13 protein-coding genes are annotated in these 11179 nt (G+C 71.9%); 12 read left to right on the top strand and 1 reads right to left on the bottom strand.

Annotation, left to right across the window (positions count from 1 at the left end; translation table 11 throughout):
• Positions 1-98: 98 nt before the first annotated feature.
• The 6 genes from BSZ37_RS13930 (at position 99) to BSZ37_RS13905 (ending at position 7246) form a co-directional block, all read left to right on the top strand.
• Positions 99-1622: a sodium-dependent transporter gene (locus BSZ37_RS13930; RefSeq protein ID WP_095511135.1), complete on the top strand. Its 1524-nt coding sequence runs from the start codon at positions 99-101 to the stop codon at positions 1620-1622.
• Positions 1619-3214, top strand: a complete 1596-nt coding sequence (locus tag BSZ37_RS13925; protein ID WP_143537667.1) for a M14 family metallopeptidase — start codon at positions 1619-1621, stop codon at positions 3212-3214. Before BSZ37_RS13930 ends, BSZ37_RS13925 begins: the two co-directional genes overlap by 4 nt.
• A gap of 51 nt (positions 3215-3265) precedes the next feature.
• Complete coding sequence (locus tag BSZ37_RS13920) at positions 3266-3826, top strand: TlpA family protein disulfide reductase (protein ID WP_095511133.1); 561 nt, start codon at positions 3266-3268, stop codon at positions 3824-3826.
• Positions 3826-4419 (top strand): redoxin domain-containing protein, encoded by a 594-nt coding sequence (locus BSZ37_RS13915; protein WP_095511132.1) that lies wholly within the window; start codon positions 3826-3828, stop codon positions 4417-4419. Before BSZ37_RS13920 ends, BSZ37_RS13915 begins: the two co-directional genes overlap by 1 nt.
• Complete coding sequence (locus tag BSZ37_RS13910) at positions 4416-5579, top strand: ribonuclease D (RefSeq protein WP_179299645.1); 1164 nt, start codon at positions 4416-4418, stop codon at positions 5577-5579. The genes BSZ37_RS13915 and BSZ37_RS13910 overlap by 4 nt, the downstream gene beginning before the upstream one ends.
• Positions 5580-5650: 71 nt before the next feature.
• A complete protein-coding gene (locus tag BSZ37_RS13905; protein WP_095511130.1) occupies positions 5651-7246 on the top strand; it encodes a GMC family oxidoreductase in 1596 nt (531 codons plus the stop codon).
• Between the two features lie 5 nt (positions 7247-7251).
• On the opposite strand, the gene BSZ37_RS13900 is transcribed toward BSZ37_RS13905, so the two are convergent.
• Positions 7252-7524 (bottom strand): NifU N-terminal domain-containing protein, encoded by a 273-nt coding sequence (locus BSZ37_RS13900; RefSeq protein WP_095511129.1) that lies wholly within the window; start codon positions 7522-7524, stop codon positions 7252-7254.
• An 80-nt stretch (positions 7525-7604) separates the two neighbouring features.
• On the opposite strand from BSZ37_RS13900, the gene BSZ37_RS13895 reads away from it, so the two are divergent.
• From BSZ37_RS13895 to BSZ37_RS22085, 6 genes are all read left to right on the top strand, one after another.
• Complete coding sequence (locus BSZ37_RS13895; protein WP_095511128.1) at positions 7605-8213, top strand: phage holin family protein; 609 nt, start codon at positions 7605-7607, stop codon at positions 8211-8213.
• Positions 8214-8252: 39 nt separating this feature from the next.
• Complete coding sequence (locus BSZ37_RS13890; RefSeq protein ID WP_095511127.1) at positions 8253-8849, top strand: hypothetical protein; 597 nt, start codon at positions 8253-8255, stop codon at positions 8847-8849.
• A gap of 67 nt (positions 8850-8916) precedes the next feature.
• Complete coding sequence (locus tag BSZ37_RS13885; RefSeq protein WP_095511126.1) at positions 8917-9567, top strand: adenylate kinase; 651 nt, start codon at positions 8917-8919, stop codon at positions 9565-9567.
• A gap of 6 nt (positions 9568-9573) precedes the next feature.
• Positions 9574-10554, top strand: a complete 981-nt coding sequence (locus BSZ37_RS13880; RefSeq protein ID WP_179299644.1) for a polyprenyl synthetase family protein — start codon at positions 9574-9576, stop codon at positions 10552-10554.
• A gap of 4 nt (positions 10555-10558) precedes the next feature.
• The gene (locus BSZ37_RS13875; protein ID WP_095511124.1) at positions 10559-10828 is read left to right on the top strand and encodes an HPr family phosphocarrier protein; all 270 of its coding nucleotides are present in this window, start codon (positions 10559-10561) and stop codon (positions 10826-10828) included.
• Positions 10829-10867: 39 nt separating this feature from the next.
• Positions 10868-11179 (top strand): phosphoenolpyruvate-utilizing N-terminal domain-containing protein (locus BSZ37_RS22085; protein WP_218830504.1); only part of this gene is annotated, 312 nt, incomplete at its 3' end.

Below are 11179 nucleotides of genomic sequence, written 5' to 3'. Positions count from 1 at the left end.
ACGCCCACCGCCCCTCGCCCGCGCGCGACCCGTTCGAGGACGCCGGGCCTTCGAGCCCGCCCGGGTGGACGGGGCTCGGCCGTCCCTAGCCCCCCCGCATGTCCGACCCGCCCGCCGACGCCTCGTCCGCCGACCGCTTTACGTCCCGTTGGGGCCTCATACTGAGCGTGCTCGGGATCGCCGTCGGCACGGGCAACATCTGGCGGTTCCCACGGATCGCCGCGTCGAATGCCGGTGACGACGGCGCCGGCGCGTTCCTCGTCGCCTGGCTCGTCTTCCTGGTCGCCTGGAGCATTCCGCTCATCATCGCGGAGTACGCGCTCGGACAGCGCGGGCGGATGGGCGTGGTGGGAACGTTCGCGAAGCTGGCGGGCGGGAAGGTGGCGTGGCTCGGGGCCTTCGTCGCGTTCGTCGCCGCGGCCATCATGTGCTACTACAGCGTCGTGGCGGGGTGGTGCGCGTACTACGTCACCACCTCGACGCTCTCCGGGCTGCCGGTTACGAGTGACGCCTCGCTCGCGGCGTGGGACGCCTTCCAGGCCTCGCCGTGGCCCATCGTCCTCCACGCTCTGATGATGGGGCTGGGCGTGCTGGCCGTCCGCGGCGGCGTCTCGACCATCGAGAAGGCCAACAAGATTCTCGTCCCGACGCTCCTCGTGATCGTCGTCCTCGCCGTCGTCCGAGCGGTGACGCTGCCGGGGGCGGGCGCCGGCATCGCCTACCTCTTCACGCCGGACTGGGCGACGCTCGGCTCGGCCTCGACGTGGTTGGAGGCCCTCACCCAGAACGCCTGGGACACCGGCGCGGGCTGGGGGCTCATCCTGACCTACGCCGCCTACATGCGGAAGGAGGACGGCGTCGTGCGGAACGCCGTCATCACAGGGGTCGGCAACAACACGGTGTCGCTGCTGGCCGGGACGATGATCTTCGGCATCGCGTTCGCGGTCCTTGGACCGCAGATGACGCAGCCGGAGGTCCTGGAGGTGATGCGGACCAGCGGCGAGCGGGGGACCGGGCTCACGTTCATCTGGATGCCGGCCCTCTTTTCCGAGATGCCGCTCGGCGCGCCGCTCGCAGTCCTGTTCTTCCTGGCCCTCACGTTCGCCGCGCTGTCGAGCCTGATCTCGATGATCGAGCTGTCGACGCGCGTCGTCGTGGACCTGGGTGCGCCGCGCCCCAAGGCCGTCCTCGGCGTCGGCGTGGTCGCGTTCCTTGTGGGTGTGCCCAGCGCGCTGTCGGACAACGTGTTCGGCAACCAGGACTTCGTGTGGGGCGTCGCGCTGATGCTGTCTGGCGCGTTCATCGCGCTCGCCGTGATTCGCCACGGGGCCGAGGCGCTTCGAGAGGAAGTCGCGACGCCGTCCGACTGGGGCATCCCGAAGATCTGGGTCGGGTGGATCCGCTACGCGATTCCGCTTCAGGCCATCGTCCTGCTCGGCTGGTGGCTCTACCTCGCCACGACGGCCAGCTTCACGAGCCGCTGGTGGGACCCGCTCGAGCCCTACAGCGCCATGTCGTGCCTCGTTCAGTGGAGCATCGCCCTCGCCGTGCTGTATGGGCTGAACCGCTGGATGGTCCGACGGCTCGCCGCCACGGATCCCGACATCGACCCCACCTCGTGACCCGACTCTGGATCGCCGCGCTGGCCGTCGCCGCGGCCGGTTGCAGCACCTCCGCCCCGACCGCCGGCTCGTCCGCTGCCGTGTGGCAGACGCCCGCCGAGGCCTGCGACTACCGCTGCACGTCGACCTACGACGAGGTCCGCGCTGTCCTCGGCCGGGTCGCCGCCGAGGCCGACGGGGTCCGCCTCGGCACGTTCGGGGAGACGGTCGAGGGGCGGGCGCTCCCGTTCGTCGTCTGGGGTGCGCCCGACGCGACGCCCGGCGCGATCTGTCAGACCGGCAAGGCGCGCGTGCTCGTCTTCGCCAACATCCACGCGGGGGAGGTCGCGGGGAAGGACGCCATGCTCGAACTGCTCCGCGACGTGGCGGGCGGAGCCCACCGTGAGTGGGCCGACTCGCTCGTCGTGATGATCGCGCCGATCTACAACGCCGACGGGAACGAGCGCGCCGGCTACGACCATCGCCCCTACCAGCTCGGTCCGGTCGATGGGGTGGGAACGCGGACCAACGCGCAGGGGCTCGACCTGAACCGCGACTTCGTCAAGCTGGCCTCGCCCGAGGCGCGTGCGCTCGTCGGCCTGATCCGCGACGCGGACCCGCACGTCGTGGTCGACCTCCACACGACGAACGGGACGTTCATGGGGTACCACCTCACGTACGCGCCGGGCCTGTCGCCCAACACGCCCCGGGGCATCGACGCCGACTTGTGGGACCGCTGGCTCCCGGCAATCACGGATTCGGTCCTCGCGTCGGACGACTTCGCGATCTACCACTACGGCAACGTCCCGGGGGCCTTCGGCGAGGAGGCCACGGCGCCACGGGGGTGGTACTCCTACAGCCCGCAGCCGCGGTACTCGTCGAACTACGTCGGCGTGCGTGGCCGGTACGGGATCCTCTCGGAGGCCTACAGCTACGCGCCGTACCGCGAGCGCGTCGCCGTCTCGCGTCGGTTCGTGGAGGAGGTCCTCGACCGGGCCTGGGCGGAGGCGTCGCACGTCCGCCAGCGCGTCGCCGAGGCGGACGGGGAGCGGGTGATGGGGGAGACCGTGGCCATCCGCGCGACCTGGGAGGCGCTGCCGCAGCCGGTCGACATCTTGCTAGGGGAGGTCGACACCGTGGCGCACCCGGTCACGGGCGACCCGATGTACCAGCGCCGCGATGTCCGAGAGCCTGAGCGGATGCCGGCGTACGTCCGGTTCGCGCCGTCGGAGACCGTCACGGCCCCGGCGATGTACGTCGTCCGCGGCCCCGTTCAGGAGCGCGTGGCCGACCTCCTCGACGCCCACGGCGTCGCGTACCGTCGGGCCGCCGTGCCCCGCAGCGACCGGGAGGCGTTCCGCGTCGACAGCGTGCGGACGGCCGAGCGAGCGTTCCAAGACGTCCGGATGCAAGAGGTGTTCGGCGCGTGGGAGCCCGCGCCGGCCGACGCATCCGGGGAGGCGGCACTCGTCGTGCCGGTCGACCAGCCGCTCGGGCGCCTCGTCGTGATGCTCCTCGAGCCGCGGTCGGACGACGGGCTCGTCGCGTGGGGCCTGTTGGCGGACGGTCTCGCCGAGGGCCGTGTGCCCATCGAGCGAATCCCGGCGCCCTAGCGGCACTTCGCCGCGCCGACGCGCGTTGTGCCGTCGACCTGCTCAAGACTCATGCGCTCTCTTCTCGTCCTGCTCGCCGTGGTCGTCGTTGGTTGCGCCTCCGACCCCGCTCACGAAACGGCCCGGGCGGCCAACACCGAGGCCGGGCCCGGCGCGGACCTCCCGCTGGTCGAGGTCGCCAGCGCCGAGGCGCTCGTCGACGACCTCGACGGCCTCGACGCCGAGGTCGTCGTCCTCAACTTCTGGGCGACGTGGTGCGGCCCGTGCCGACAGGAGTTTCCGGAGTTCATCCGCTTCGATCGCGAGATGGCCGAGGAGGGCGTCCATGTCCGGTTCGTTTCGCTCGACCAGTCCGCCGATCTCCCAGCCGTCCGCGCGTTCCTCGCCGAGCACGAGGTCGACGACCCCTCGTACCTCTACACGGGCCAGGGCGACGTGACGTCCCAGCTCAACCCGTTCGTCGGCGGCGCCCTGCCGATTACGATGGTCCTCGACGGCGACGGGATCGTGCAGGACACGCACGTCGGGATGATGTCCTACGACGAACTCTCCGCCTCCGTGGCCGCCGTCCGCTCCGGCGAGACCGGCCGCTCTGCTGACCCCACCTCTTGATGCTCCGATTCCTTTCGCTCGTCCTCTTCGTGGCGGCCGGCGCCACCGCCCAGCCGCTCGGCTACGGCGACGCCGTCCCGCTCGCCGACCAGTCGTTTACTGCGGCCGACGGCTCACAGACGTCGCTCACCGCCGCCTCGGGCGACGCCGGCCTCGTCGTCGTGTTCTGGAGCAACGCCTGTCCCTGGACCGACCGTTACGCCCCGCGCCTGGCCGACCTCGTCGCCCGGTACACGCCGGCCGGGTTCGGGTTCGTGCTCGTCAACGCCAACGACCCAGTGCAGAACGAGCGCGAGACGGCCGCGGCCTCGCGCGAGACGGCCACCAGCGCTGGCCTCGCCGTCCCCTACATCGCCGACCCCAGCGGCCAGTTGGCCGCTGCGTTCGGTGTCGAGAACGCCCCGCACGCCTTCTTTTTCAACGGCTCCGGCGTGCTCCGCTACGACGGCACCATCGACGACAGCCCGACCTCGCCGGACCGCGTCCGCGTGCCGTACCTCGCGCAGGCCATGGACCAGAGCGTCGCGGGCCTCGCCATCGAGGTCCAGCGGACGCAGGCCTTCGGGTGCACCATCAAGCGGGGAGGCGAGTGAGTAAGCTGATCGACACGCCCGACGCGCTCCGCTCGCTCTGCGACCGCGCGCAAGGGCATGACGCCGTCGCCCTCGACACCGAGTTCGTTTGGGAGCGGAGCTACTACCCGGCCCTGGGCCTCGTCCAGGTCGGCCTCGGTGGCGACGACGTCCACCTTATCGACACCGTCGCTCTGGACGGCCGACTCGGCCCGCTCGGGGAGCTCCTCGCGGATCCGGGAACGGTGAAGGTGCTCCACGACGCGGCGCAGGACCTCCAGATCCTCGCTCGCGCGACGGACGTGCAGCCGGTCAACGCCTACGACACGCAGCGCGCGGCCGGGCTCGTCGGCCAGACGGCGACGGCGTCGCTCCAAGACCTCGTGGAGTGGGCCACGGGCGTCCGCCTCGACAAGGGGCAGACGCGCTCGAACTGGCTCCAGCGGCCGCTCTCCGACAACCAGGCGGCCTACGCCGAGGACGACGTCCGGTACCTCCTCGACGTCTACGACAAGCTCCGCGACGAGGCCGAGGCCCGCGACCGGACGCCGTGGATCGCCTCCGAGATGGAGCGCTACGACGACCCCGAGCTCTACACCGAGGCCGACGTCAACGACGCCGTCGATCGGCTGAAGGTGCGTGGCATCGGCCGGCTCTCAGGCCGTCAGCGCGCCGTCCTTCGGACCGTCGCCGCGTGGCGCGAGGGCGAGGCCCGCCGCCTCGACCGGACACGTCGCATGGTCCTCCCCGACGACCTCCTCGCCAAGATCGCCGAGCGGATGCCCGAGTCGGAGGACGACCTCCGCAAGATCAAGCTCACCGACCGCCAGGTAGGCCGGTACGCCCAGGGCCTCCTCGATGCCGTCGAGGAAGGCGCCGCGGCCGAGCCGGAGCGCGTCGAGCGCCGTGGCCGGCCAGGGCCCGACGACCACCGTCGTGCCGCCCGTCTCCTCATTGCGCAGGGGTTCCTGGCGGGCCGCTGCGAACGGGAGGAGGTCGACTCGCTCCTCGTCGCCACGAAGTCGGACCTCACCGACCTCGTGGAGGCCGGGCCCGATGCCGTCCCGGCTGCTTTCCCGGGCTGGCGGTACGAGTTCGTGGGGCGCGATCTCGAGGCTCTTCTGCGGGGCGACCTCGCCGTCCGTCTCGAGGGGCCCGACGGCTGGCCCGTCGCTGCATAGGAAAGCGCTTCCGGCCCAAGTTGTCGCTGCCGCCCTGCGGCGGTACGTTGCCGCACTGCGTCAACGATACCATGACTGATTACCTGATCGTGGGAGGCGGATCGGCCGGCTGCGTGCTGGCCGCGCGCCTCAGCGAAGACCCCGACGTCCGCGTCCTGCTCCTCGAAGCGGGGCAGGGCGACTCCCGGCCGGAGATCCACATCCCGGCCACGTTCTCGCGCCTCTTCCAGACCGAGGCCGACTGGAACTACCACACGGAGCCGCAGCCGGGGGCCGCCGGTCGGTCGCTCTATTGGCCCCGCGGCAAGGTCCTCGGCGGGTCGTCCTCGATCAACGCGATGATCTACATCCGCGGTCACCACGCGGACTACGACGGATGGGCCGCCGGGGGCTGCGAGGGGTGGGGCTACGCCGACGTGCTCCCTTATTTCAAGCGGAGCGAAGACAACGCGCGCGGCGCCTCGGCCTACCACGGTGTCGACGGGCCGCTCCGTGTCGAGGACCCGTCGGACCCGAGCCCGATCAGCGAGGCGTTCGTCGAGGCGGCAGAGGCTGTCGGCGTGGGGCGGACGGACGACTTCAACGGGGCCGAGCAGACGGGGGCGGGGCTCTACCAACTCACCCAACACCGCGGACGTCGCGTGTCGGCCGCCTCGGCGTTCCTGAAACCCGCGCTCAAGCGAGAAAACCTGAGGGTGCGGACGGGCGCCCTCGTGCGCCGGATCGTGATCGAGGCCGGCCGGGCCGTGGGCGTCGAGGCCGAGGTCGACGGCCAGGTCGAGACGATTCGCGCTGAGCGCGAGGTGGTCGTCTGCGGTGGCGCCATCAACTCGCCCCAACTCCTGATGCTGTCCGGCATCGGCGCGGCCGACGACCTCGCCCGCCTCGGGATCGACGTCGTCGCGGACCGGCCGGGGGTGGGGGAGAACCTCCAGGACCACCTCATCGTCGGGCTCCACTACGAACTCCGCGAGGCGATCTCGCTCGTCAACGCCGACGGGATCGTGAGCGCACTCCGCTACCTCGTGACGCGGCGCGGGATGCTGACCTCGAACATCGCGGAGGCCGGCGCCTTCCTCGATACCTCGGGCACGGGCGGCGTCCCCAACCTCCAGTTCCACGTCGCGCCGGCGATGTTCCAGAACCACGGGCTGGAGCCGCCGACGGAGCACGGGTTCTCGATCGGCCCCACGCTCGTCGGGACGTCGAGCCGCGGCCGGCTGTGGCTGCGCAGTGCGGATCCGACGGAGCACCCCGCGATTGACCCGGCATCCCTGGCCGAGTCCGCCGACCTCGACGTGCTCGTGGCGGGCGTCGAGCGGGCCCGCGAGATCGCCGAGGCGGCCCCGTTCGACCGCTACCGCGGCGCCCTCGCCACGCCCGGCCTGGCGTCGTTCGCCCGCGCCGACGTCGAGCGCTACGTCCGCCAGACGTGCGAGACGCTGTACCACCCCGTCGGCACCTGCCGGATGGGGGCGGACGAGGATTCGGTCGTCGATCTCGACCTCCGGGTCCGCGGCGTCGATGGCCTCCGCGTCGTCGACGCGTCTGTCATGCCCTCCATCCCGAACGGCAACACCAACGCGCCGACGCTCATGATCGCTGAGCGCGCGGCCGACCTCATCCGCCGGTCGGCTCCCGTCGCGACCGAAGCGGCCGAGGGGTAGCCGGCTCAGTTTTCCGACAGGTGCTCGCGGAGGACCTGCTCGACGCCGTCGGCCAGCAGGTCCCAGTCGGCGGCGGGGTGCTTCGTGACCGTCACGAAGTCCGGGACGATGAGGAGCGACTCGACGCCTCGGAGGGAGAAGAGCTCGGAAGCGAGGGCGTGCCCGTCGGCCTCGGTGGCCGAGTGGAACGCCTCGAGCCCCCCGTCGAGGAGCGTCGCCCCTTTGACCTCGAACTTCAGACTGTTTGGATTGGGGGTGGGGCGAGCGGAGATCGTCATGGGAACGCGGCAACCTGAGGTGGGGGTGGCGTGTACGCCCCGTCCCTCTCCGTGCTCCGCTCCTCGCCTCGCCCCTCTTGATGGACCGTCCGCCCCCGCCGGCCGTCCCGCCCCCGACCACCCCGCTCCCCCCTGACCCGCCTCCGGTCGGGACCCCGTCGATGCTGCCCGCGCGCATCGAGCACCCGTCCCCGACGCTCGAGCCGGGGGCCCGCCCGGTGTCGGAGTCGCGGATGCTGCCCCCGCACCAGTCGAAGATGGAGCGCGTGACCGGCCACCTCGCCGCGCTCTCCGCCGACCTCCGCGAGTGGACGGAGCTCCGGGTCGACCTCGTCAAGCGCCAGATCGAGGGCGTCCAGGCCAAGATCGAGCGTCTGGAGCACTACCTCGACGCGGCGAACCTGCTTATCCCCGCCGCGGTCCTCGCGCTGACCGCTCTGTTCTTCCTGCTCGTGACCATCGCCCTCGGCATCGGCGCTCTCATCGGGAGTGTCTGGGGCGGGTTCGCGATCCTCACGCTTCTGCTGGTCGTCGCGGCCGTCGTGCTCGGCTGGCTCGGGATGCGGAAGGTCCGCGAGGCCCAGGCGATCGCGGTCGAGGCCAAGAAGAGGGATCAGGGCGACCGGATCCGGGACCCCGCCGCGCTCCGCGAATCCCAAGCCGCCTCCGCCCGCAACGCTGCCGTTTAGCCCATGCCCGCACCCGGACCCAACTCGCCCGCCAAAGCCTTGGAGACTGGCCCCCGGTCGCTTCCGGCGACCGGCGAGCCGAACGTCAACACGGTCCACCTCTCGGCCGAGGAGATCAAGCTCCGCCTGGTTGCCCGCGAGCGCGACATGCGGTATCACCTCGACGCGCTGAAGCACGAGGCGTCCACGGCGTTCGACGACGTCAACGTCGGCGGCCGGCCGTTGATGGACCGGATCCGCCAGCGGCCGGAGCTCGCGACCCTCGCCGCGGCCGGCGTCGGGGCGCTCGTCGGCGTGCTGCTCGGCGTGCGCGCGCGACGGAAGCGCCGGCCCGTCGCCGACGACGACATCGACTTCATCCGCGCCCGCCTCGGCGTCGCGCTCGAGGACGCGGCCCACCGCGCGGCCCGCGGCGCGGACGTCGAGGACGCGCTCCGCGACGCCATGGACACGATGCCCGTCGTGTACGGTGATGCGCAGGCGGCGGCCGTGCAGGCGCGGTCGTCGTTCCGCGAAGCCATCGATGTGGCCGTCAAGTCGGCCGTCGCGATCGCGGCTAAGTCGCTCATGGACTCGGCCATCCGGAAGTATACGGGCCACGAGGGGGCCTTCGACGCGCTCTCCGACGAGGACTGACCGGGCCGGCCTGGGCCGCGACGCATCGGCCCCCCCGTTATCTTCGGGTCCTCTCCTACGCTTTTCGATGCGACTCGCACTCTTCGGCCCGCCCGGGGCCGGCAAGGGGACGCAGGCCAAGCGCCTCGCCCACGACCACGACCTGACCCACCTCTCGACCGGCGACCTTTTCCGCGCCGCCATCCGCGAGCGGACGCCGCTCGGGCTCCGCGTGACGAGCCTCCTCGAGGCCGGCGAGCTCGTCCCGGACGACGTGACCAACGGCATCGTCGCCGAGCGGCTCGCGCAGATCGATTACGGCTCGTTCGTGCTCGACGGCTTCCCGCGGACCGTCCCACAGGCGGAGTGGTTGCTCGACCATCTGGCGGAGCACGAGGCCCCGCTCGACGCCGTCGTCAGTCTCGACGTGCCCGACGAGGACGTCGTCCAGCGTCTCTCGCGACGCCGCACCGACCCCGAGACGGGCGCGATCTACCACCTCGACTTCAACCCGCCGCCCGAGGGCGTCGACCCCGACACGCTCGTCCACCGGACCGACGACCAGCCCGCCGCGATCCGCCATCGGCTGGAGGTCTACCACGAGGAGACGGCGCCGGTCGAGGCGCACCTCCGTGAGCACGTCCGCTACTTCGAGATCGACGGGACCGGCTCGCTCGACGCGGTTCAGGAGCGGATCACCGACGTGCTGGCGGAAGACCACGGCCTCGCGGGCGTCTAAGTGGACGTGACCTCGGCCCCCACGCTCGCCTCCATCGCTACGGAGGTCGACGCCGCCCTCGCGGCGCTCGACCTGCCGGACGAGCCAGCCGGACTCTACGGTCCGGTCCGCTACGTTCTCGACGGCGGCGGCAAGCGGATCCGGCCGGCGCTCGTGCTTCTCGCGGCCGAGGCGTTCGGGGGAGCGGACGCCCGCGATCGCGCGCTGCCGGCCGCGCTTGGCGTCGAGGTGTTCCACAACTTCACGCTCGTCCACGACGACATCATGGACCACGCGTCGACCCGCCGCGGCCGGCCGACGGTCCACGAGCGCTGGGACGAGCCCACGGCCATCCTCGCCGGCGACCTGATGATGGGCCTCGCCGCCCGCCTCGTCGTCGGCGCGGAGGGACCCGACCCCGCCGCGCTCGCCGAGGCGCACTACCGGACCGTCGCGCGGCTGTGCGAGGGCCAGACGCTCGACATGGCGTTTGAGGCGCGGCGCGACGTGACGGTCGACGAGTACCTCGCCATGATCGACCGGAAGACGGGGGCGCTGCTGGCGCACGCGCTCGAGGTCGGTGCGCTCGTCGGCGGGGCGGATGCCGAGGCGGTCGGCGCGCTCGCCGAGGCGGGCGTGCCCCTCGGCCGCGCGTTCCAGATCCAGGATGACCTCCTCGACCTCACCGCCGACCCCGCGACGTGGGGCAAGCCGGTCGGCGGCGACCTCGTCGAGGGCAAGCGGACGTTCCTCGTGCTCACCGCCCGCGAGCGCGCCGAGGCGGAGGACGCCGACTGGCTCGGCCCGGTCCTCGACGGCGGTCTGGACCCCGACCGCGTGCCGGCCGTCCGCGAACGGCTCGCCGCGCTCGGCGTACTCGATTCGGCGGCCCACGCCGTCGCCCGCCACACCGAGGCGGGCCGAGCCGCCCTCGACGCGCTCCCCCCGGGCCCGGCCGCCGACGCGCTCCGCGCCCTCGCCCTCGGCCTCGCCACCCGCACGCTCTAGCCTCATGATCACCCGTCAGGTCACGGTCCGCAACAAAGCCGGCGTCCACACGCGCCCGGCGTCGATGATCGTCCGCGAGGCCGCCCGGTTCGACGCCGAGTTCTTCATCCGGAAGGACGGGTACGAGATCAACGGGAAGAGCATCATCGGCGTCATGACGCTGGCGGCCGAGCAGGGTGCCACGCTCGACCTCCTGTTCGAGGGCTCCGACGAGGGCGAGGCCGCCGACGCCATGGAGGCCTTGTTCGAGCGCGGCTTCGGCGAGCCCATCTAGCCCCACGGGTCCATCTCCCATCCCATCCCTCCTTCTCCTGTGCCCGACGCCCCGACCCCGCCCGACGCCGTCCGGCCCGAGATCCGGGTCGAGGGGATCGGCGTGGCGCCCGGCGTGGCCGTCGGCCCCGCGTACCTGTTCGCCGCGGGGGCGTACCAGGCCCGGCCCGAAGAACTCGACGTCGAGGACGTCGAGGCGGAGCTCGAACGGTTCGAGCGGGCCGTCGCCCGGAGCGAGCGCGAGCTCAAAAAGATCGCCGTCGTCGCCCACGAGAAGCTCGGCGGCAACTCGTCGGGCATCTTCGACGCGCAGAAGCTGGTTCTCCGCGACAGCCAGTTCTACGACGCCGTC

The organism is Rubrivirga marina (genome assembly GCF_002283365.1).
Lineage (GTDB): Bacteria > Bacteroidota > Rhodothermia > Rhodothermales > Rubricoccaceae > Rubrivirga > Rubrivirga marina.
This window is presented reverse-complemented; position numbering and strand designations above follow the sequence as displayed.